This window comes from Kribbella sp. NPDC043289, from assembly GCF_056436705.1.
The window spans coordinates 852,656-873,228 of record NZ_JBWKCB010000001.1 but is presented as its reverse complement, the minus strand read 5'-3'; the positions used below and the strand labels follow the sequence as shown (position 1 = coordinate 873,228).

Below are 20,573 nucleotides of genomic sequence, written 5' to 3'. Positions count from 1 at the left end.
TGAGAGCAACTAGGCCGGATCGTGAGGGCGTGTCATCCTCGTAGGGTGGGCCAATCTTTCACCCTCGTGGCGTTTCACGCGCACCCTGACGACGAGGCGCTGCTGATGGGTGGCACCCTCGCGCGCCTCGCCGCGGAGGGGCATCGGGTCGTGCTGGCGATCGCTACCGACGGTGAGGCCGGCGCGGCGGCTTCGGCGTACCGGTCGGGTGGCGGGCTGGCGGCGTACCGGCGTAGTGAGCTGGATCGGTCGGCGGCGGCGCTGGGGTGTGCGCGGGTGGTGCGGTTCGGCTTCACGGACTCGGGATCGTCGGGACCGTCCGCGGAGGGCGGTTTCAGTACGCTCCCGGTCGAGGAGGCGGCGGCGCCGTTGATCGCACTGCTGCGCGAGGAACAGGCCGACGCGCTGACCATCTACGACCCGTCGGGTGGCTACGGTCACCCCGATCACCGGCAGGTGCACGCCGCCGGGACGTACGCCGCGGCCGCGGCGGGTACGCCGTTGGTGCTCGAGGCAACGATCGATCGGCGATTGATCCGGCGGCTGATCCGGATCGTCGAGGCCATCCCGGGCGTACTGCCCGAGGTCTCGGCGGCGGACTATGACGACGCCTACTCCCCCGGCACCGCGATCACGCACCGGGTCGACGTCCGCAGGTACCTGCCGGCGAAGCGTCAGTCGTTCGAAGCACACGCGAGCCAGGCGAGTGCCGACCAGGGCGATCGGACGCTCGCACTCCTGCTCAAGCTGCCGCCGTGGCTCTTCCGCCTGCTACTCGGCCGCGAGTGGTACGTCGAACACGGCCGCACCCCAGGCGCCCGACTCGACGACCTCTTCGCAACCCTCAGATCTTCCTGACGAACTGGAACGCCGGTACGGCGACCGCGGTGACGACCACATGCATGACCATCAGACCCGCGACCGCGAGGCCCGAGGTGCCCGGGATGAACTTCGTGGCCAGCAGGATCAGGTCGGGGATCAGTGAGAGCACCAGGACAGCGGGAACGAGCCACCGAAGGACGGCCTGCGGTCGCGCGAAGCGCCGTACGGCGGCTGTCCAACCGACATGCTGCACCTCCGCGTTCCGATCAGTACGAATCTCGTACCAATGCGAAGGTAGCCGACAGCGCCCCCGCGACACCAGGGGGAATGGCGAATTAGTCCGACACTCGTACTGTTAGTTCGCGTCTCCGGCGAGCAGCGCGGTCAGGAGTACGCCGAGCGTCTCCCGCTCCGCCGGGTCGAGCACCCGGAGCATCCGGCGTACCTCGGTCCGCAGGCGGCGCTCGAACTCCTCGGCGACGGCGACCCCGTGCTCGGTCGGCCGGACGACGAAATTACGCCGGTCGGTGTCGTCCGGTACGCGGACCACCAGGCCCGCCGATTCCATCCGGGCGACCACGCCGGTCATCGTCGACTTGGTCAGCCGCAGCTCCGCACCGAGGCCGAGCATGTTCGTCGGCTGCCGGTGCAGGATGAACAGCAACCGGGCCTGCTGCATGGTCAGCCCGAGGTCGGAACTGACGCGCTCGTAGTGCTCCGTGACGGCGGTGGCCACCCGGATCAAGGCCGGTCCGGCCGCCAGCACCTTCGGCTTCGACATACGTCCCTTCCCGTCCCCCGATCAGGCCTCACCTTAGTCCGATAACGAATGAGATCTTCCCGCAACGCGGCTGTGAACTTTTCGGCGGCAGCCGGAATCCAATGCGGTACGACGGAGGCTGGGGTGCCTCCGCGGCATTGGGGAGGACGATCGAGATGTTTCGTAAGACCGTAGGTCTGGCCTCGGCCGGCATGCTCGCGCTGGGACTCGGAGCGGCGATGGTGCCGTCCGCGCAGGCCAAGTCGTCGGCAGCAGACAGCACGACGGCGACCACCGCGGCGTGCGCGCTGCGGCTCGGGTCGGTGACGTCCACCGGGGCGTTCACCAGCCGGATGATCAATGCCACCGCGCCGATCACCGTCGGCGGCGTCCGTGGCACGGCCGGGGTGTTCGGTGCGAACCAGGTCCAGCACATCACCACCGTCGTCGGTACGCCGCTGGCGGGCAGCCTGGAGGCGCGGTCCGGGCTGACCGTGATGGGCGGCGCCTTGTACTCGAGCTCGTTCGTGGTCGACGGCGAGAGCCAGCTCGACCCGCACTACCCGCACAACAACCTCCGGGTCGGGGGCGGTTGGGCGAACTACCGCTGGATCGAGCAGTCGGTCCTGCAGCCGGTAAACGCCGGTGACCCGGCCCGCACCCTGCTGTACGGCCAGAGCACCAACGGCAGCACCACGCGCTGGATCTCCGACGGCAGCGGCTGGCGTGTGACCGCCGGCGTCGGCGGACTCAGCACGGTCAAGGGGATCGCACTGATCAACCGCACGAACATGTCGGAGACCTTCCTGGCCACCACCCGGTCCGGTGCCCTGGTGACGGTCAACTGGCCGACGAAGTACCTCAGCCCCGCCTCCAGCAAGGTCGTCCGGGGGTCGACCTGGCAGGGCTTCGAGCAGCTGATCGCGACCAAGTGCGGCGCGAACGGCACGTTGCTGCTCGGCATCGACCGGGACACCAAGTCCGGTTACCTGTACGCCGTTGGGCACGCCAACGGCACGGCCACGGCGATCAAGAGTCTGGGCAAGGTCCCGCTGACCTTCTCCGACCCGCAGTACTTCCGGATCGCCCCGAAGTACGACGTACTGAACGGCTGAAACATCTGATCCGGGGCCGGCCGCGCTGCTGCGGCCGGCCCCGGTGTGCTGTGACTTCGACGGGCGGTAAGTGCAGACTCGTGCCTAGTACGCGACCCCTGGCGGAGGGAACGGCACATGACCGACGACACGGCGAATTCCGGCGGCGACGGGCCGGCGGCCGACGGTGAGTGGTCGCAGCAGGACTACCAGCACCCGTCCGCCGGCTGGGGTGCGGCGAAGTCCGTGGCCTCGGTTCTCGGCCGCGAACACGCCGTACTGTCCGGGCCGCGGGCGATGTTGAAGATGAACCACGAGGACCCTCCGGCCGGCTGAGCAACGAGGCGACCTTCCTGTATCAGCTGTTCACCCGCGAGTACGGGACGAACAACCTGCCCGACTGCTCCAACATGTGCCACGAAGCCTCCGGCCGCGCCCTCCAGGCCGCCCTCGGCACGGGCAAGGGTACGGCGGACCTCCGCGACTGGGAGAACGCCGAAGCGATCTTCGTGCTCGGTGTGAACGCGGCGTCGAACGCCCCGCGGATGCTCACCGCGCTGTCCGACGCGTACCGCCGCGGCGCGCAGATCGTGCACGTCAACCCGCTCATCGAGGCCGCGGCCGGGCGGACGATCGTGCCGCACGAGTTCGTCGACATGGCGTTGTTCAAGGCCACCCGGACCGGCACCCTGAACCTGCAGGTGCGCGTCGGCGGGGATCTGGCCCTGCTGCGTGGCATCGCGAAGGCAGTGCTCGAGGAAGCACGCACCGATGACAAGGCGCTCGACGAGGTGTTCCTGGAGCGGTACACCGACGGCTTCGCGGCGTACCGGAAGGTGTGCGAGGAGACCGACTGGGCGGACCTCGAGAAGCAGTCGGGGTTGTCGGAGGCGGACATCCGGCAGGCGGCGACGATCTACTCGCGCTCGCGGCGCACCTTGTTCAGCTGGTGTCTCGGCATCACGCAGCACGAGCACGGCGTGGACACCGTCCGGACGATCGCCGCGATGCGTACCGGGGCGGTGCGGGTGTTCGTCGGGATGGGCGGGAACTTCGTCCTCGCTGCGCCCGACACCGTGGCGACGTCCGAGGGACTCCGGTCGTGTGACCTGACCGTCCACGTCAGCACCAAGCTGAACCGCAGCCATCTCGTCCACGGCCGCCACGCGCTGATCCTGCCGTGCGTCGGCCGCACCGAGATCGACGTCCAGCCCGGCGGGCCGCAGTCGGTGTCGGTCGAGGACTCGATGAGCATGGTGCACCTGTCGACCGGCCACAAACGCCCGGCGTCACCGCACCTGCTGTCCGAGCCCGCGATCATCGCCGGCATCGCACAGGCGACGCTGCCCGCGTCCCGGACGCCGTGGACCTGGTACGTCGAGGACTACGACCGGATCCGCGACATCATGGCCAAGGCCCTCGACGGGTTCGAGGACTTCAACCGCCGGGTCCGCAACCGCCTCGGCTTCCGGCTCCGGCAGCCCGCCCGCGAGCTCGTCTTCCGCACGCCGAGCGGGCGCGCCGAGTTCTCCACGGCCGACCTGCCGGACGTGGTTCCGGCTGAGGACGACGTCCTGATCCTGCAGACCATGCGGTCGCACGACCAGTGGAACACCACGATCTACTCCGACAACGACCGCTACCGCGGCGTGAAGAACCTCCGCACCCTGATCCTGATGAACCCGGACGACATGCGCAGCCGAGGTCTCGAGCAGGGCGCTCTGGTCGACATCATTGCGACCGCGCGAGACGGGTCGGTGCGCGAACTGCGCCAGTACCGCGTTCTGCGCTACGACCTGCCACGAGGCAACGCCGCCGGGTACATGCCGGAGATGAACGTGCTCGTCGCCGCGAACGACTACAGCACGCAGAGTGACCAGCCCCTCATGAAGAACATCCGGGTCCGCGTGACGCCCGCACGCGACCGACCGGTAGGATGACCGGACGTTAGACCGGCGGTGGGGCTCGCCGGACCGAACTGTCGCCATCCGGTGGCCAACAGTCCCTACCCAGGTAACCTCGCGGCGTCATGCCGGGAGGTCAGTCCAGGTAGGAGGCCTGTCTGTGGAGCACCGCCCTGTCGAACCCCTGCCCAAGGGGCCGGTCGATTCTGACGTCGATCTGCGGATCGACGGCCGCGCGGGACGTGCGCACGACCCGGTGATCCTCGGCGCGATCGCGATCGGCGGGGCGTTCGGCGCGACCGCTCGCTACCTGGTCGGGCTTGCCTGGCCGACTCCGGCGGGCGGGTTCCCGGTGAGTACGTTGCTGATCAACGTCGTCGGCTGCGGACTGATCGGGATCCTGATGGTCGTGGTGACCGACGTGCTGACCCGGCAGCGGCTGCTGCGCCCCTTTCTCGGGACCGGAGTGCTCGGCGGGTTCACGACATTCTCGACGTACGCCGTCGACATCCAGCGGCTCGTGACGGGTCAGCATGCCGGGACCGCGCTGCTGTACCTCGTCACGACGATCGTCGGCGCGTTGCTCGCGGTACGGGCCACGGTGTCGGCGACCCGCGCGCTGATCACCTGGAGGACGCGATGACAGCGCTCGTCCTGGTGATCGCCGGCGGCCTGATCGGGGCCCCGCTGCGGTACGTCGCCGACCGCGCCGTCCAGGCCCGTCACGACTCGCCGTTCCCGTGGGGCACGTTCAGCGTCAACGTCCTGGGTTCGCTGGTCCTGGGATTCCTGGCCGGTGCTTCGTCCGCGCTTCCGCAGGAGGTCCAGCTCTTCGTCGGTATGGGGTTCTGCGGCGCGCTCACGACGTACTCGACCTTCTCCTACGAGACGATCCGGCTGTTCGAGGACCGCGCGCGCTTCCTGGCCGTCGCCAACGTCACGGCGAGCATCGTCGCCGGCCTCGGCAGCGTCTTCCTCGGGGCCGCCGTCAGCCAGGCGCTCTTTTAGCTAGCGGTCGCGGGTGGCGATCCCCGGATAGTCGAGGACAAGGCCCGCGGCGTCGAAGGTCAGCTCGCACTCGAAGTCGAAGGTGGCGGACAGGTAGTGGAACACGTGCCGGTCCGCATCGGAGCTGAGCAGGGTGTAGCGCTGCTCGAGCCGCAGCACGCTCAGATCCTCGGCCTGAACGAACGCGGCCGGTATGTCGACGGGCGTGCCGACCACGAACGGCAGGCGGTGGATCGGCAGGGTGTTCGTCACCGCCGACGACTCGAAGTCCACGTCGTGGCAGTCGTCGAGATCCGGACGGGCCACCCCGTCGACGGTCCAGCCGATCCCGTCCCGCTCGAGCCGGACCTCGCGGTCACCGGCCGCCGTCGAGTTGACCGCGCGCACCGTCCGGGTCGTCCAATCGGCGTTCACCGCGATGTCGTAGCCGACGTACCAGGTCGCCTCCTGTTCGCGGGCCGACGTCCGGCCCCGGAGCCGGCCGGGAGCGGTGAAGAGAACCTCGAATCCGGCGCGAACGCCGGCATGCGTCCACGAGGCGGCGGCGGGCAGCGCGTGGAACTCCATGACGCGACCCTAGCCGGACATGATGGACTGTTCCCGTGACCGACGGACAGGTGGAGTTGGGGCCCGGGTACTCGAGTCAGTTCCACGACGCGATGCGACCGGTGAACCTCTTGTACGACGAAGTTCGGCAGCGGCGCGAGACGGGGTACGACGTCGACGCGCTGGTCACCGAGGCGAACCGGACCGACCCGAACGATCGGGAGGCCGTGCTCGACCTGGTGGACCGGATGTCGCTCGCGGCCCGGGCGCCGGGCTGGCGGTACGTCGAACCGGACGAGCTCGTCGACATCGAGGACACGCTCGGCGCGCTGCCCGAGGCTTCCGGCGTACCGGAGGCGGAGCTGGCGGACAAGATCCAGGCGGGGTGGCTCGGGCGGATCGCGGGGTGCAACGTCGGCAAGCCGGTCGAGTCGGGTGACTACTGGACGTCGGACCGGATTCGCGACTACCTCACGCTGGCCGACGCGTACCCGCTGCGGGACTACGTGCCGGTGCTGGACCCGATGCCGGACGGGTTCCGGCTGATCGCGTGCTGGCCGGAGACGACCCGCGGCAACGTCCACGGGTCGGCGCGGGACGACGACATCGACTACGCGATCCTGGCGCTGCACCTGCTCGAGACGCACGGCTCCGGGTTGCGGCCCGCGGACGTCGGCGTGGCGTGGACGCGGCTGTTCCCGATCGGCCAGGTGTTCACCGCCGAGCGAGCGGCGTACCTGAACCTGGTCAACGGGTTCACGGTGCCCGAGGTGGCGCGGCGGCGGAACCCGTACCGGGAGTGGATCGGTGCGCAGATCCGCGGCGACGTGTTCGGGTACGTGCGCGCCGGCGACCCGTGGGCGGCTGCGCGGCTCTCGTACCAGGACGCGGCGCTCTCGCATGTCGGGAACGGGATCTACGGCGAGATGTGGGCGGCGGCGCTGGTCGCGTCGGCGTTCACGGCGTCCGGTCCGCGCGAGGTGGTCGAGCGGGCGCTGGCCGTCGTACCGCCGCAGTCTCGGCTGGCCGAGGCGATTAGGGACGTGCTCGCGCAGCATGCGGCCGGGAGCACCTGGGAGGACGCGCTCACCGCGATCCAGCAGCGGTACGGGCGCTACTCGTGGGTGCACGCGATCAACAACGCGGCGCTCGTTGCCGCCGCGTTGCTCTGGTCGGACGGCGATTTCGTCACCGGGGTCGGCCGGGTGGTGATGAGCGGCTGGGACACCGACTCGAACGGTGCCACCGTCGGCTCGGTCCTCGGCGTCCTCACCGGCACCCGCGACCTGCCCGAGCACCTGATCGCACCCCTGGAGGACCGGACCCGCTCGGCCCTGTTCGGCTTCGACAACTCCCGGATCTCGGATCTCGCCGCCCGTACGGTGCGCCTCGCCGTACAGGGTCTCGAGTGATGCTCGATCGGTCCGAATCCGCGCTCGGCATCGTCCTCCGCTCCCGGTTCTACCGCTCGGCGTTCCTGTCGCTGCTGATCGCCGGTATCGGGGTGTCGGCGGCAACGCCCCAGTTCACGCTCTTCCTCGTCCGCGACCTCGGTACGCCGCTCCCGGTCGCCGGCCTGTATTACGTGACGAACCTGGCCGCCCCGGTCGCCGGATTCCTGGTCGGGCGCTGGTCCGACCGCAGTCACGACCGTCTGCTCTGGTTCCGGATCTGTGCGCTCATCGGGTCGGCGGGCTGGTTCGCAATGGCGGCGACCAACGCGATCTGGATGCCGTTCGTGATCAGCGTCCTGGCGTTGAGCGTCGCCGGCGGGTCGATGGCGCAACTGTTCGCCGCCTGCCGCGACGAACTCAGCCGCCACCCGACCCGCTCCGAGAACCGGGTGATCGCGACCATCCGGATGGCGTTCACGACAGGCTGGATCCTCGGCCCGGTGTTCGGCAGCTGGTTCGGCGGCGTGTTCGGTCTGCGCGCGCTGCTGATCGCGACCGCGGTGTGCGTATTCGCCCAGATCCTCCCCCTCGGCCGCCAACGGGTCGAGCGGTACGACGCTCCGCCCGTCGACACGCCCGTGGAACGCCGAAGCATCGACCACATGATGCCGCTGCTGATCTTCACCGCGGTCTGTGTGCTGGCGATGACGGGTGACACCATCAAGTTCGGCTACCTGCCGATCTACATGGCCGAAGAGTTGCATGTGTCGGACTCGCTGCGCGGTGTCGTGATCGGCGTGCAGCCGCTCCTCGAACTGGCCCTGCTCCCCGTGGTGGCCCGGCTCGCCGACCGGTACGGCGCGATGCGCGCGATGACGGTCGGCGCGATCCTCGGACTGGGCGGAAACATCGCCTACGCGCTCAGTACGTCGGTCGCCGGCCTGTTTCTCGGACAGACCCTGACGGCCGGTCTGTGGGCCTGCGTCGGCGCGCTCGGCGTCTCGATCGCCCAGCGTCTCTACCCCGAAGGGGTCGGTACCGCCTCCGGGGTGTTCCTCAGCGCGATCCCGCTCGGCTCCGCGATGGGCGGCACCATCGGCGGTATCGGCGTCGCGGCGATCGGCCTCCCCCACGTCTTCTTCATCCCAGCCGGCCTGACCGGGCTCGCGATCGTCGCCTTCGTGATCCTCAGTATGCGTGAACAGGTCTAGCTGACGGCAGCGCGGATCGACTCCCTCAGCGAGCCGAGCGTCGCGACCACCGCGGTCGGTTCGTAGCCGCAGTGCGCCATGCAGTTCGCGCACCGCGGGTCCTTGCCGCGCCCGTACGTGCTCCAGTCGGTCTCGTCGAGGAGCTCCTGGTACGTCGCGACGTACCCGTCGTCCATCAGGTAGCAGGGGCGTTGCCAGCCCTTGAGCGAGTACAGCGGGATCGCCCACGCCGTACAGCTGAAGTCGACCTTGCCCTCCAGGAAGTCGAGGAACAGCGGCGAGTGGTTGAGCCGCCACTTCTTCCGGCGGCCGTCGGCGAAGGCCTTGCGGAACAGCTGCCGGGTCTCCTCCGGGCCGAGCCAGTGCTCCTGGTCGGGCGCCTTGTCGTACGCGAACCCGGGTGAGATCTGCATGTTGTCCACGCCGAGGTCGTCGTTCAGATAGTCCAGTACGTCGATGACGTCCTGCGGGCTGTCGGTGTCGAAGAACGTGGTGTTCGTCATCACCCGGAACCCGGCCGCCTGCGCCTGCCGGACCGCGTCCACGGCCTGGTCGAACACGCCGTCCTTGCACACCGACTGGTCGTGCCGCTCGCGCAACCCGTCGATGTGCACCATCCAGGCGAAGTTCTTGTGCGGCGTGAACTTGTGCAGGTGCTTGGGCAGCAGGACGGCGTTGGTGCACAGGAACACGATCTTGTTCCGCGCCAGCAACTGCCGGACGATCTCGTCGATCTCCTTGTGCATCAGCGGCTCGCCGCCGGCGATCGACACCATCGGCGCGCCACACTCCTCGACCGCCGCGACCGCCTGCTCGACGGACATCCGCCGCTTCAGCCAGTCGTGGGTCTGCTGGATCTTGCCGCAGCCCGCGCACTTCAGGTTGCAGGCGTACAGCGGTTCGAGCTCGAGCAGGATCGGGAACTTCTCCCGGCGGCGGAGCTTCTGCTTCATCAGATATCCGCCCAGGCGGATGGACTGCCGCAGCGGCATGCTCACGGCTGAGTCACCTCTTTCGGTAGCGCGAAGCGGACGTCCTCGATCAGGCTTCCGTGCTCGCTGAGGCTGATCGGGCCGAGTCCGGACAGGCCGCGGACCAGGTCGTCGACGAGGGCCGGCGGGGCCGAGGCGCCGGCGGTGATGCCGATACGTCGTACGCCTGCGAGGCGGTCTAGTTCGAGCTCGCCCGCGTCGTCGACGAGGACCGCGTGGGCTCCGGCCGCCTCCGCGACCTCGACGAGGCGTCGGGAGTTGGAGGAGTTCTGCGAGCCCAGGACGACTACGAGGTCGGAGCGTTCGGCGATCGCGCGGACGCCGGCCTGGCGGTTGCTGGTCGCGTAGCAGATGTCGTCTCGGCGCGGAGCTGTCAGGTTCGGGAAGCGTCGGCGAAGTACTGATGCCGTCTCGACGGCTCCCTCGACGGCGAGAGTGGTTTGCATCGCGTAGCCGACGTTGTCGGGATTGGGCACCTCGACCGTCTCGGCTTCGGCGGGGTTGGCGACGACGATCACGTGGTCCGGGGCTTCGCCGACGGTGCCGATGACCTCTTCGTGGTCGGAGTGGCCGATCAGCAGGACGGTGCGGTCGCGGGCGGCGTACCGGCGTACCTCCTGGTGGACCTTCGCGACGAGTGGGCAGGTGGCGTCGATGACGTGAAGGTTGCGCGCCGCTGCCTGCTCGCGGACGGCCGGGGTGACGCCGTGCGCGGCGAGCACCAGGCGGCTGCCTTCCGGGACTGCGTCCACTTCCTCGACGAAGACGGCGCCGCGGCGCTCCAGGTCGCTGACGACGTGCCGGTTGTGAACGATCTGCCGACGGACATAGACCGGGGCGCCGAAGGTTTCGAGCGCGCGCTCGACGGTCTCGATGGCACGCTCGACGCCGGCGCAGAACGAACGCGGTGTGGCGAGCAGCAGCTCCCGCTCCCCCGTCGCCGCGGCCCACGCGTCGATTCCCGGCGCGGTCCGTCGCAACTGTCTCAAAGCCTGTGCTCCCCGGCGCGGCATCCCGATCCCCCGCAGCTGCCGCGACGGCGTATCCACGACCACCCGAACTACGACCGTCAGTCCGTCATCGCCCGCCAGCAATCCCGACTCGGTGTCGACGGCGATCGCTCCACTCGCAGCAAGCTCGCCGCGTTCCCGGGGCGAGTCGACGACGTGATCGCTCGTCACGGTCGGACCGGTGTGGACCGTCAGCCCGAGCCGCCGCAGCTCTCCCGCGACCAGCTCGGCCGCGCGACATGGCTTGACGCTCTGCCGGTGCCGAACCTCGGTAGCCACCACCACGTCGCCGACGGCGATGCCGTTGGTCAGCGCGCCGGCGACGCCCGCGACCAGCGCTGGGCCTTCGGTCGATCTGCCTTTCGATCGACCGGTGTGGATGACCCAGGTCGCGAGGTCGCCTCGCAAGGCCAGCCACTCGGCGAGCAGTGGTGTGTAGACGGTCGCCGTCATCGCGGGCTCCCGAGGTAGCGGCCCAGCGCCCAGATGGGGAAGACCAAGCGATAAAGGTGATAGCCGATGCAGAAGTCGCCGGGGAAACCCGTGCCGGTGTAGCGGTGCTCGTCCCAACCGCCATCCGCTCGCTGAGTGTCGACTAGGTAGCCGATCCCGCGCGCCACGGACTCACGACGCTCGTCCGCGGGGAGTAACGCGAGCAGAGCCCAGGCGGTCTGCGACGGTGTGGAATCGCCACGGCCGATCCAGGACGGATCGACGTACGAGCGATGGTCCTCACCCCAGCCGCCGTCCGGGTTCTGATGCTCCGCCAGCCAGCGCACGGCCCGCCGTACGACGGGATCGCGCGGTGACATCCCGGTCGCGATCAGCGCCGGTACGACGGCCCCGGTCCCGTACACGTGATTGGTCCCCCACCTGCCGAACCACGATCCGTCCACCTCCTGGGCATCGAGCAACCACCGCACGCCCCGACGGCACTCCTCCGACTCGGTCCGTCCCTCAGCCGCCAGCATCTCCACGACATGCGCCGTGACGTCGGCGGACGGCGGATCGATCACCGCGCCGAAATCGCAGAACGGAAGCTTCAGCGGCGTGGTGTCGGTGTTGTCCGCATCGAACGCGCCCCACCCGCCGTCGGCCGACTGCATCCCGGTCGTCCACGCGACCGCGTCGTCGAGCGCCATCCGCAACCGCGCCGGCTCGGGATGATCCACCCGCCGCAGCGCGAGCACGATCTCGGCGGTGTCGTCGGTGTCCGGATACCCGTCGTTCGCGAATTCGAACGCCCACCCGCCGTTGACCAGGTCCGGCCGCCGTACCTGCCAGTCCCCCGGCGCGTCGATCTGCTCGGTCAGCAGCCAGTCCGTTGCCTTGAGCACCGACTTGTCGTCACCCGGCACTCCGGCGTCCAGTAGCGCCGCGACGGCGAGCCCGGTGTCCCATACCGGCGACTGACAGGCTTCGAGCCAACGCACCGGCCCGTCGGCGGTCTCGGAGTGGACCGTGAACCCTTCGAGTCCGCGCAGGCCCGCCTCCATCACTGGATGGTCGAGTGGGTACCCCATCAACCGGAGCGCGATCAGCGAGTACACCCACGGTGGCTGGATCCCGCCCCAGCTGCCGTCCGCCTCCTGCCGCGCCACGATCCACTCGGTCGCCCGTCGCATCGCCAACCGCCGCAGTCCCTTGAACACCCCGCGACGGGTGTACCAGTTCAGTACGACGTCCAGCCGCTGGAAGGCTCCGTCGAGTCGCCAAGGCGATGCGAGCGGCGCGGACGGCGTACCCGCGCGCAGCAGGTCGACCGTGAAGTCCGCCGGATGCACCGGCCGGTGCGCGCTCACGATCGTCAGCGGCACGATCGTCTGCCGCGCCCAGCACGCCCAGTTGTAGATGTTCAACGGGGCCCAGCGCGGAAGGAAGATCAGCTCCGGCGGGAGGTCCGGGCAGTCGTCCCACTTCCAGAGCCCGAACAGCGCGAGCCAGATGTGTGTGAACACCCGCGCCTTCTCGACACCACCGGCGGAGCGGATGAACTCCGCCGCGCCCGTCATGTGCGCCGCCGCGGGATCGTCGCCCGCCATCCGCAACGCCACCCAGGACTCCACCGTCGTCGACAAGTCACCAGGTCCACCCGGGTACGTCGCCCACGTCCCGTCGTCCCGTTGCTGCGACCTGATCCACCGCGCGGTCTCCGCATCGGTCTGCGCTGACGCGACGCCGAGGAAGTGCCGCAGCATCAGATCCTCGGCGTCCATCGTCACGTTCGTCGCGAGATCACCCTTCCACCAGCCGTCTTCGTGCTGCAGCGACCGCAGATACTCGACCGCCGCGTCCAAACAGTCCTGTACGCCGGTCCGTTCGGCGAACCGTCGCTCGAGCCGTTCTTGGGGCACCCGCTCCGCCGTCACAGCTGCCGCTCCGCGACGAACTGGGCCAACTGGTCGAGCTGGTCCCGGTTGGCCGGCGCGATACCCGCGGCGTCCAGTGCCTTCCCGGCCTTCCGCACCCGTTCCTCCGCTTCCGCGAGCGCCCACTCCCGGCCGCCTGCGCGCTCGACGAGCCCGGCAGCTTCCGCGGCGTCGTCCGCCGGGTCCGCGAACCAGGCCGCCAGCTCGCGGCCGGGCGCACCGCCGTACTGGAGGGACCAGACGACGGGCAGCGTCTTCTTGTGCGCGAACAGATCCGAGAAGACGGGCTTCCCGGTCTTCTCCGGCGTACCCCAGATGCCGAGCAGGTCGTCGACGAGCTGGAACGCGAGGCCGAGCTCCCACCCGTAGCTGCGGAACGCTTCGCAGGTGGTCCGATCGGCACCGGACAGGATCGCGCCCAGCTCGGCCGCCGCCCCGAGCAGCGCACCGGTCTTGCCCGCCGCCATGTCGAGACACTCGGCCAACGTCACGTCGTTCCGGCGTTCGAACGCGACGTCCAGCACCTGGCCGCGGATCAGTTCACGGGTGGCGATCGCGAGAGCGTGTCCCGCGGGCCCGGCGTACGGCGTGTTGCTCTCGGCAAGTACTTCGTCGGCGAGACAGGCGAGCGCGTCACCGACGAGCACCGCGGTCGCGTCACCCCAGATCGCCCAGACGGTACGCCGGTGGCGCCGCTTGGTGTCACGGTCCATCAGATCGTCGTGGATGAGCGAGAAGTTGTGCACCAGCTCGACCGCGACGCCACCCGGCACCGCCGGTTCCGGTTGCCCGCAGACTGCCTCGCCGACCAGCAGCGTCAGTCCGGACCGGATCGCCTTGCCGGAACCTCCGGTGGCCGGTTGTCCTTCCTCGTCGCACCATCCGAGGTGATAGGACGCGACCAGCCGGCTGTGGTCGTCGAGCCGGTCGAGCGCCTGCCGCAGCGGCGGGTCCACCAGCTCTCGTCCCCGGGCGAGCAGCCCGGGTACCGTCGTTGTCTCCAGCATCCTCTCCACCGCGGTCACGAGACCACGTCCTTCGCGACCACGTCGGCGGGCTTGAGGCCGGTGATCCTGCTGGGCGTGCGCAGGACTGAAGCGGCAGCCGCCTCGCCGCTGCGGACCGCGCCCTCCATCGTCGCGGGCCAGCCGGTGGCGGTCCACGCGCCGGCCAGATGGAGCCCGGGCCGGCGAGTGGTCGCGCCAGGACGGAAGCGACCGGTGCCTGGCGCCGGTCGGAAGGTCGCATGTCGCTCTCGGGTCACGAAGAACTCCCTCACACGTGCGTTGGCCGCTTCCGGGAGCAGCCGCCGAACAGCAGGAACCAGCACGTCCCGCACCTTGGCCACCGGGGCAGCGATCAGGTCGTCGGCCGCCGACAACGAGACCGCGAGATACTGCTCGCGACCGTTCAGGCCGCGGTCGAACACCCACTGCAGCGGGCTGTCCACGGCGGCGACGAAGTGCTCGTCCAGGACCTGGCGATCGAACATCAGGTGCGCGTTGACGATCGGCGAACTGCCGAGCGCCTCGGACCAACCGCCGGGGACATCCAGCGCATCGTCGGGCAACAATCGCGCGGCTTCGTCGGGCGGGACCGCAAGTACCACGTCGTCGTACCGCTCGCCCCCAATCGTCCATCCGCCACCGGCAGCTGCCAGGTCACGCACGCGGGCACGCACCCGAACTCCGACACCTGCAGCCGCCAACGCCCGCCGGGCAGCGTCGCCGTGCAATTGCTGCAGGGGGACCAACGACCACCCGATGTCCGCGGCATCGGCCTGCTCCAGCAAACCGATCTGGAACACCGTCGCGGCGACCGCCAGCGATGCGTCATCGGCGCGCGCGTTCAGCGTCGCCACGCCGATCAGTTCCCACAACGCCTCGATCGCGCGAGCGTCCTGACCGTGCGCAGCCAACCAGCCGCCGAACGACTCCGCATCCGTCGCCGCCGCGTTCCGATCCACGCGCCCCATCGCCAGCGCACCCCGCACGGCGGCAACCCGCTCAGCCAAACTCAACCAGCGGTACGTCGCCAACGCGGGCCCAAGATGCAACGGCGCCGGCATCCCATTGCGCCAGATCCGCCCGACCCCGGGGCGCGTTCCGCTGCGTACCGGCACATCCAGTCGCGGCTGCAGATACACGTGCTCCCGCACCCCGAGCCGCTCCAGCAGGCGCAGGTACGACGTACAGCACCGCAGGAACACGTGTTGGCCGTTGTCGATCCAGCGCCCGTCACGCTCGAACGAGTGGGTCAGCCCACCGAGCTTCGGGCGACCCTCCAACAGCACGACCTCGCATCCAGCATCAGCCAGCGCCAGCGCGGCGGTGATCCCGGCGAGACCACCTCCAACGACCGCCACCCGCCTCACGACCGGGCTCCCGCCAGCGAAACGATCGCGACTTGTGCTTTCTCCCCCGCCGACAACGACAACCGTTGGTCGTACACCAGCACCGGGTTTGCGCCGATCCGCTGCAGCAGGTGGTGGTAGATGCCGGACATCGCGCGGCACGACGCACCGCTGCGCCAGTCCAGGTACGGCAGCAGGCGCCACCCCAGCGAGTACCAGTCCTGCGCGCGACCCGCGGCGTACCGGATGTAGCCGGCCAACCTGCCTTGCGGATCGTCGAGCCTGCCGTGCTCGTCGAGGGCAATCCGGACCCCGAAGCGTTCGAGCTCGTCGGCCGGGAGGTAGATCCGGTCGTTGATCAGGTCTTCGCGGATGTCACGCAGGATGTTCGTTTGCTGCAAGGCGATCCCGAGCTGGTCGGCGTACTGCGAGAGTGTCTCGACGTCGGCGCCGGCCGTCGCGGAGCCGAAGATCGACAGGCACAGTCGCCCGACTGAACCGGCGACGCGACGGCAGTAGACGACGAGCTCGTCGAAGTCACCGATCCGTACGTCGGCCAGATCCGTCTCCACCCCGGCGACCAACTCCTCGAACGCGCCGAGCGGCACCGGATAGCGACGCGCGGCGTCCGCGACCGCGACGTACACGGGCTCGTCCACGTCGTCCAGGCGACCGAGATCCTTGCGCACCCGCACGAGCGCCGAACGCTTGTCCTCCAACGGAAGATCACCGTCACCGATATCGTCGATCCGCCGGGCCAGCGCATACAGAGCGGATAACGCGTTGCGCTTCGGCGGCGGCAACAACCGGATGCCGTAGTAGAAGTTCCTTGCCTCGTTCCGGGTGATCTCCAGACAGGCGTCGTACGCCGCCTCGACAGTCGACGTCATCGCGACACCGCCCGGATCAGCAGTCGCACCGTGTCCACCTTCGAGGGCCGCGCCGGTCCGGCCAGCACCTCACCCCCGGTACGGCGCAACGCGTACACCGTCGCCTGTCCACCGGCCACGAACCCGGCCACCGCCACTCGCGCCCATCCGTGCAGTCGTCGCACGATCTCCGCCCCCTCGTCGAGCATCGCCGCGGCCCGGTCGGTCTCGAACCTCATCAGCGCGCGCACCTGCGGCGTCGCCCGATCCCGCTCGAGATCGCTCGCGGCGACGCCGTACTTTCGTAAGTCCTGTTGTGGCAGGTAGATCCGCCCGGCGCGGCAGTCCTCGCCGACGTCCTGCCAGTGCTCGACCAGTTGCAATGCCGAGCAGACGAGATCGGACAGCCGCTCGGTCCCCGGGTCGTGCACGTCGAAGACACCGAGCACCATCCGGCCGACGGGGTCCGCGGACAGCCGGCAGTACTCGATCAGGTCCTCGAAAGTCTCGTAATACTTGACGTTCTGGTCCTGCAGGTTGGCTTGAATCAAATGCTGGAAAGGTTCCGCGGTCAGCTCGTGCGCCCGGACCACGGGCAGCAGCCGACGCAGCACCGGGTGTTCCGGGTGCTGGTCGGTCCAGATGCGGTCGAGGTCGGTCGCGAACGCGCGCAGGGCCGCCGTACGGTCGCCCGGATGGCTGTCGCCGAACTCGTCGACCGTGCGGGCGTAACCGTAGACAGCGTGTAGCGCTTCTCGATGTCCGGAGGGCAAGAACTTCAGCGCGACCGGGAAGTTCTCGCCCCGCTCCTTCCTGCCCAGTTCCTTCTGCAGTCCGTCTGGATGCACCATTCCATGATCCGAAGCGGTTTCCTGCCAACTCTGCCCCGGTGGAGAACATTCGGCCGGGGAGAATTTGTCACGGAGTTACAGTTGCCTTGGAGCGGACAGTTGCCTTCGAGGGGGGCAGCTGCCGTCAAGGGGGTTGGCAGGCATGACCATCACGACTTTCGATCGCGCGAGTCTTGAAGAAGCGCTGCTCGACGGACTGCCCGCGCTGGTCGCCGAGGTGCGGGACGGACTGGCCGAACACTGGCCGGACTACGCGGCGTTCCTCGACGCCGACCGGGACGCGGTCGTCAAACCCGCCGCGTTGTTCGTGCATCGCCTGCTGGACATGTCGATCGCGAACCTGAACAGCCCGGACCGCACCACCGTCGACCGCGCGCTCGACCTCGCGGACGAGACGGTCCGGCGGGTGTTCGAGGAGATCGGCCGCCGGCAGCTGCAGGAGGGCAACGATCTGACCCGGCTGCTCACCGCGTTCCAGCTCGGCGCCCGGGTCGCGTGGCGGCACGTCGCCGCGACCGCACTCCAACTGGACTTCGCGCCGGACAATCTCGCCGCACTCGCCGACTCGGTGTTCGTATTCGTCAACCAGCTGTCCTTCTCGGCCGCGAACGGATACCTCCAGGAGCAGATCGACGACGCGATAGCGCGGGAGCGGCGCCGCGAGGAACTGGCCAACCTGTTGCTGTCCGGCCGCGCCGGCAGCGAGGCGATCCAGACAGCAGCGTCGCAGGCGGCCTGGCGGATTCCGGCGACGGCCGCGGTCGTGATCTACCGAGACGGTGAAGACGAACCACCCAGCACGCTGGTCGCCCGCCTCGAACCAGGCGCCCTGCCGATCCGTCGCAACGGAGTCCTGATCGGTGCGATCGTTCCGGAACCGTCCGGTCCGGGGCGCCGGCTGCAGCTCAGCCGGGACCTCGCCGGACGCGGAGCGGTGATCGGCAACTCGGTCGCGCCGGAGCAGCTCCCGCGCAGTCTGGAGATCGCGCGGATCGCGGTCCGGCTGCGGCGGACCGGCGTACTCACCGATGACCCTGTCTTCGCGGACGAGCATCTGGACGCGTTGATCGTCTGGCGGGACGAGTCGCTGGTCGCAGCGTTGCGCGAGGAGATGCTCGCGCCACTGGCCGGCCAGACCGTGGCCGCGCGGGAGCGGCTCGCCGAGACGCTGGCGAGCTGGTTGCGGCACTTCGGTGACCGGCAGGCGATCGCGCACGAACTGAGCATCCACCCGCAGACGGTGCGTTACCGGATGGCGCGGCTCAGGGCCTTGTACGGCGACCGCCTGGACGACCCCGAGTCACGCGCTCGTCTCTTCCTCGCCCTGGAGTGGCCCGGCCCCTGACTCGCGACGCAACCTCTCCAAGACACGATCGAGGTACGCCGCCAGCGCCGGCCCGTCGACCAGCTCGGGATCCGTCGCCAGCCCGATCCCGAGTACGCCCGACCAGCTGAGCGCGCCCACAGCGAGCGGCGTACCCGGGACCAACGGCAGGATCGGGTACGCACAACGATGCGGTACGCCGGCGAACGTCAGCGGGATCGTCGGTCCGGGCATGTTCGACACCACCGCGTGCAGGAACCGTGGCCCGTAGACGGTGCGCGCGAACCACCGGACGAACGGTTCCGGAACCACCCGCAGTCCGGTCGCCATCACGAACCGGGACGCCAGCGCCCGGGTCGGCCGGCGCAGCCGCTCGGTCCGCCGCGAGACCTCGGCGAGCAACTCGTCGAACGGACGTCCGTCGACCGGCACCTCCACCATGATCGCCGCCGTAGCGTTCCCCTCCGCCGAGCTCTCGGGCGTCCGCACCATCGTGGTGACCGAGAACCGCATCCGGTCACGCACCGGCTGCGGGAGCGCGGGCGAAACGGCGTACAGGCCGTCGGCGAGGAGGGCGAGGAGCAGGTCGGTGACTCGGACGCCGCGTGCCGTCGCGACTCGTCGTACGACGTCCAGTTCGACTGCGGCGACGCCGAAGTCGCGGCGCAACGATCCTGGTGGCAGCGGTGCGGAGGTGCCGTCGGTCGCGAGTTGTGCGAGGCCCACGGTCACTGCTGCCGCGCGGGCGAGTCGACCCGGCCCGGCGCCGGACGGCATGGTGAGCGTGGGACGGGGTTCGAACAGGCTGAGGCCCTGCAGCACCGTTCCGATGCCGTCGGCAATCGAATGGTGCACAAGCACCACCAGGGCATCGGCCCCGCCCGGCCCGACGTCGCGAACCCTGACGATCCGCCACATCGGTCGGTCCCGTGGCATCGGTTGCTCGGCGATGTCGCCGATGAACCGCAGCAGCCCGGGTACGCCGTCCGGCGACCGGTACTCGATCACGTGCCAATCCAGGTCGACGTCGCCGGCCTCGATCCAGCGCGGCCGACGCCACTCGGACGACGGCGCGAGCCGCTGGTGCATCCGCGGCAGCCGGGCGAACCCGTCTCCGACCAGCTTGCGGATCTCGTCGATCGACGGCCGCTGATCGGTCGGCTCGAGCATCACCACCCCGCCAACATGCTGAGCCGCGCCGGTCCGCTCGATGTGCAGGAAGAACGCATCGGCCGACGGTACGACGATGCCCTTCACCGGAACTCCTTCCGCGACTCCACCTGCGCCCCGAAACGCGCGGAGAGCCGCCGGTACGCGCCAGGGGCAACCGCGCGGACGGCAGGCGCGACGCGCAACCACCCCGGCACCCAAACCTCCGCCCGATCGTTGGCGATGCCATCGACCAGCGCCCGCGCGACGTCCGCGGCGGGCACTGGCCGGGGAAGCCTGCGGTCGTACGGCCGGCCGCGCGCCATGAAGAACCCGGTGTCGACAACGCCCGGGACCGTCAGACTCACGGTGACGCCGGTACCGCGAAGTTCCAGCCGCAGACTCTCCCCGAAGATGTCGACAGCCGCCTTCGTGGCGGCGTACACGGCCTCGCCCGCGACCGCGGTCCGCCCGGCAACCGAGCCGACGAGCGCGATGTGGCCGCTCCCCCGCTCGACCATCAGCGGCAAGAACCGGTGGACCAGCCGCAGCGGCGCGAGCAGATCGACTGCGACCAGCCGATCGATCTCCTCGTCCCGCATCTCCACGAACGGCCCCGACCACCCGACCCCGGCATTCGCCACGAGTACGTCGACCCGCCCGTGCGCGCGCAGCGCCTCGTCGGCCACCACGTCGGGCTCGGCGAGATCACCGACGACCGGCACTCCCCCGACCCGTGCCGCAACCGCTGCGGTCCGCTCATGGTCGCGGCCGTGCACGACCACCCGAGCGCCCGCGGCCGCGAGTCGCTCCGCCACCGCCGCCCCGATGCCCGCCGAACCGCCGGTGACGAGTGCAACGTTGCCGTCCAGTCGCATCGCACCCTCCCCACCCCAGGATGCACCCTACCGGCGACG

General features: G+C 69.6%; 21 protein-coding genes. 9 read left to right on the top strand and 12 right to left on the bottom strand.

The genetic code is table 11. The annotated features are described in order from the left end of the window. Window positions 1-45 precede the first annotated feature (45 nt). Window positions 46-858, top strand: a complete 813-nt coding sequence (locus AC0662_RS04050; protein WP_478298370.1) for a PIG-L deacetylase family protein — start codon at window positions 46-48, stop codon at window positions 856-858. Here the strand turns inward: AC0662_RS04050 and AC0662_RS04045 are convergent. Both AC0662_RS04045 and AC0662_RS04040 read right to left on the bottom strand, forming a co-directional pair. Beyond that, window positions 845-1,075, bottom strand: coding sequence for a DUF6069 family protein (locus AC0662_RS04045; RefSeq protein WP_478298368.1), 231 nt, complete (start codon window positions 1,073-1,075; stop codon window positions 845-847). The two genes, AC0662_RS04050 and AC0662_RS04045, sit on opposite strands and share 14 nt — an antisense overlap. 102 nt (window positions 1,076-1,177) lie before the next feature. Beyond that, entirely contained in the window at window positions 1,178-1,603 is a 426-nt protein-coding gene (locus AC0662_RS04040; RefSeq protein ID WP_478298366.1) for a MarR family winged helix-turn-helix transcriptional regulator, read from the bottom strand. Window positions 1,604-1,758: 155 nt separating this feature from the next. Here AC0662_RS04040 and AC0662_RS04035 point away from each other — a divergent pair, with 155 nt between their 5' ends. The 5 genes from AC0662_RS04035 to crcB (AC0662_RS04015) all read left to right on the top strand — a co-directional run bounded on the left by AC0662_RS04035 (window position 1,759) and on the right by crcB (AC0662_RS04015) (window position 5,588). Further along, complete coding sequence (locus AC0662_RS04035; protein WP_452200463.1) at window positions 1,759-2,697, top strand: hypothetical protein; 939 nt, start codon at window positions 1,759-1,761, stop codon at window positions 2,695-2,697. Between the two features lie 117 nt (window positions 2,698-2,814). After that, complete coding sequence (locus AC0662_RS04030; RefSeq protein WP_478300221.1) at window positions 2,815-3,012, top strand: hypothetical protein; 198 nt, start codon at window positions 2,815-2,817, stop codon at window positions 3,010-3,012. After that, window positions 3,009-4,616, top strand: coding sequence for a molybdopterin dinucleotide binding domain-containing protein (locus AC0662_RS04025; protein WP_478300188.1), 1,608 nt, complete (start codon window positions 3,009-3,011; stop codon window positions 4,614-4,616). Before AC0662_RS04030 ends, AC0662_RS04025 begins: the two co-directional genes overlap by 4 nt. Window positions 4,617-4,740: 124 nt before the next feature. Further along, window positions 4,741-5,223: a fluoride efflux transporter CrcB gene (gene crcB, locus AC0662_RS04020; RefSeq protein ID WP_478298364.1), complete on the top strand. Its 483-nt coding sequence runs from the start codon at window positions 4,741-4,743 to the stop codon at window positions 5,221-5,223. Beyond that, window positions 5,220-5,588, top strand: coding sequence for a fluoride efflux transporter CrcB (gene crcB / locus AC0662_RS04015; RefSeq protein WP_478298362.1), 369 nt, complete (start codon window positions 5,220-5,222; stop codon window positions 5,586-5,588). Before crcB (AC0662_RS04020) ends, crcB (AC0662_RS04015) begins: the two co-directional genes overlap by 4 nt. Here the strand turns inward: crcB (AC0662_RS04015) and AC0662_RS04010 are convergent, their stop codons facing one another. After that, entirely contained in the window at window positions 5,589-6,155 is a 567-nt protein-coding gene (locus AC0662_RS04010; RefSeq protein ID WP_452200471.1) for a putative glycolipid-binding domain-containing protein, read from the bottom strand. A gap of 35 nt (window positions 6,156-6,190) precedes the next feature. Here AC0662_RS04010 and AC0662_RS04005 point away from each other — a divergent pair, with 35 nt between their 5' ends. Both AC0662_RS04005 and AC0662_RS04000 read left to right on the top strand, forming a co-directional pair. Further along, window positions 6,191-7,546 carry an ADP-ribosylglycohydrolase family protein gene (locus AC0662_RS04005; protein ID WP_452200472.1) on the top strand — a complete coding sequence of 452 codons (1,356 nt, stop codon included), beginning with the start codon at window positions 6,191-6,193 and terminating at the stop codon, window positions 7,544-7,546. After that, entirely contained in the window at window positions 7,546-8,739 is a 1,194-nt protein-coding gene (locus AC0662_RS04000; RefSeq protein WP_452200474.1) for an MFS transporter, read from the top strand. Before AC0662_RS04005 ends, AC0662_RS04000 begins: the two co-directional genes overlap by 1 nt. Here AC0662_RS04000 and hpnH read toward each other — a convergent pair. Genes hpnH through hpnC form a run of 7 tightly spaced genes read right to left on the bottom strand, consistent with a single transcriptional unit; the run spans window position 8,736 to window position 17,183 of the window. Then, on the bottom strand, window positions 8,736-9,731 hold the full coding sequence (hpnH, locus tag AC0662_RS03995) for an adenosyl-hopene transferase HpnH (protein ID WP_452200510.1): 996 nt from the start codon (window positions 9,729-9,731) through the stop codon (window positions 8,736-8,738). The genes AC0662_RS04000 and hpnH overlap by 4 nt on opposite strands. Window positions 9,732-9,733: 2 nt before the next feature. Beyond that, window positions 9,734-11,194 (bottom strand): 4-hydroxy-3-methylbut-2-enyl diphosphate reductase, encoded by a 1,461-nt coding sequence (gene ispH / locus AC0662_RS03990; protein WP_478298359.1) that lies wholly within the window; start codon window positions 11,192-11,194, stop codon window positions 9,734-9,736. Continuing rightward, entirely contained in the window at window positions 11,191-13,110 is a 1,920-nt protein-coding gene (gene shc / locus AC0662_RS03985; RefSeq protein WP_478298357.1) for a squalene--hopene cyclase, read from the bottom strand. Before shc ends, ispH begins: the two co-directional genes overlap by 4 nt. Continuing rightward, window positions 13,107-14,117 (bottom strand): polyprenyl synthetase family protein, encoded by a 1,011-nt coding sequence (locus AC0662_RS03980; RefSeq protein WP_478298355.1) that lies wholly within the window; start codon window positions 14,115-14,117, stop codon window positions 13,107-13,109. The genes shc and AC0662_RS03980 overlap by 4 nt, the downstream gene beginning before the upstream one ends. A 14-nt stretch (window positions 14,118-14,131) precedes the next feature. Further along, window positions 14,132-15,484: a hydroxysqualene dehydroxylase HpnE gene (gene hpnE / locus AC0662_RS03975; protein ID WP_478298353.1), complete on the bottom strand. Its 1,353-nt coding sequence runs from the start codon at window positions 15,482-15,484 to the stop codon at window positions 14,132-14,134. Next, window positions 15,481-16,353: a squalene/phytoene synthase family protein gene (locus tag AC0662_RS03970; RefSeq protein WP_478298351.1), complete on the bottom strand. Its 873-nt coding sequence runs from the start codon at window positions 16,351-16,353 to the stop codon at window positions 15,481-15,483. The genes hpnE and AC0662_RS03970 overlap by 4 nt, the downstream gene beginning before the upstream one ends. Beyond that, window positions 16,350-17,183: a squalene synthase HpnC gene (gene hpnC / locus AC0662_RS03965; protein WP_478298349.1), complete on the bottom strand. Its 834-nt coding sequence runs from the start codon at window positions 17,181-17,183 to the stop codon at window positions 16,350-16,352. Before hpnC ends, AC0662_RS03970 begins: the two co-directional genes overlap by 4 nt. Before the next feature lie 142 nt (window positions 17,184-17,325). On the opposite strand from hpnC, the gene AC0662_RS03960 reads away from it, so the two are divergent. Further along, a complete protein-coding gene (locus AC0662_RS03960) occupies window positions 17,326-18,528 on the top strand; it encodes a PucR family transcriptional regulator (RefSeq protein ID WP_452200488.1) in 1,203 nt (400 codons plus the stop codon). On the opposite strand, the gene AC0662_RS03955 is transcribed toward AC0662_RS03960, so the two are convergent. Both AC0662_RS03955 and AC0662_RS03950 read right to left on the bottom strand, forming a co-directional pair. Then, window positions 18,484-19,764, bottom strand: coding sequence for a wax ester/triacylglycerol synthase domain-containing protein (locus AC0662_RS03955; RefSeq protein ID WP_478298347.1), 1,281 nt, complete (start codon window positions 19,762-19,764; stop codon window positions 18,484-18,486). The genes AC0662_RS03960 and AC0662_RS03955 overlap by 45 nt on opposite strands. Continuing rightward, window positions 19,761-20,534, bottom strand: a complete 774-nt coding sequence (locus AC0662_RS03950; RefSeq protein WP_478298345.1) for an SDR family NAD(P)-dependent oxidoreductase — start codon at window positions 20,532-20,534, stop codon at window positions 19,761-19,763. The genes AC0662_RS03955 and AC0662_RS03950 overlap by 4 nt, the downstream gene beginning before the upstream one ends. Between the last annotated feature and the right edge of the window lie 39 nt (window positions 20,535-20,573).

What these genes read in the sequence shown, in the direction of transcription:
- AC0662_RS03950 (WP_478298345.1), bottom strand. Translation starts at nt 20,534, where the DNA reads ATGCGACTGGACGGCAACGTTGCACTCGTCACCGGCGGTTCGGCGGGC.
- AC0662_RS04000 (WP_452200474.1), top strand. Translation starts at nt 7,546, where the DNA reads ATGCTCGATCGGTCCGAATCCGCGCTCGGCATCGTCCTCCGCTCCCGG.
- AC0662_RS03970 (WP_478298351.1), bottom strand. Translation starts at nt 16,353, where the DNA reads ATGACGTCGACTGTCGAGGCGGCGTACGACGCCTGTCTGGAGATCACC.
- AC0662_RS04035 (WP_452200463.1), top strand. Translation starts at nt 1,759, where the DNA reads ATGTTTCGTAAGACCGTAGGTCTGGCCTCGGCCGGCATGCTCGCGCTG.
- hpnC (WP_478298349.1), bottom strand. Translation starts at nt 17,183, where the DNA reads ATGGTGCATCCAGACGGACTGCAGAAGGAACTGGGCAGGAAGGAGCGG.
- ispH (WP_478298359.1), bottom strand. Translation starts at nt 11,194, where the DNA reads ATGACGGCGACCGTCTACACACCACTGCTCGCCGAGTGGCTGGCCTTG.
- hpnH (WP_452200510.1), bottom strand. Translation starts at nt 9,731, where the DNA reads ATGCCGCTGCGGCAGTCCATCCGCCTGGGCGGATATCTGATGAAGCAG.
- AC0662_RS04030 (WP_478300221.1), top strand. Translation starts at nt 2,815, where the DNA reads ATGACCGACGACACGGCGAATTCCGGCGGCGACGGGCCGGCGGCCGAC.
- AC0662_RS04040 (WP_478298366.1), bottom strand. Translation starts at nt 1,603, where the DNA reads ATGTCGAAGCCGAAGGTGCTGGCGGCCGGACCGGCCTTGATCCGGGTG.
- AC0662_RS03960 (WP_452200488.1), top strand. Translation starts at nt 17,326, where the DNA reads ATGACCATCACGACTTTCGATCGCGCGAGTCTTGAAGAAGCGCTGCTC.
- AC0662_RS04010 (WP_452200471.1), bottom strand. Translation starts at nt 6,155, where the DNA reads ATGGAGTTCCACGCGCTGCCCGCCGCCGCCTCGTGGACGCATGCCGGC.
- crcB (WP_478298362.1), top strand. Translation starts at nt 5,220, where the DNA reads ATGACAGCGCTCGTCCTGGTGATCGCCGGCGGCCTGATCGGGGCCCCG.
- AC0662_RS03980 (WP_478298355.1), bottom strand. Translation starts at nt 14,117, where the DNA reads ATGCTGGAGACAACGACGGTACCCGGGCTGCTCGCCCGGGGACGAGAG.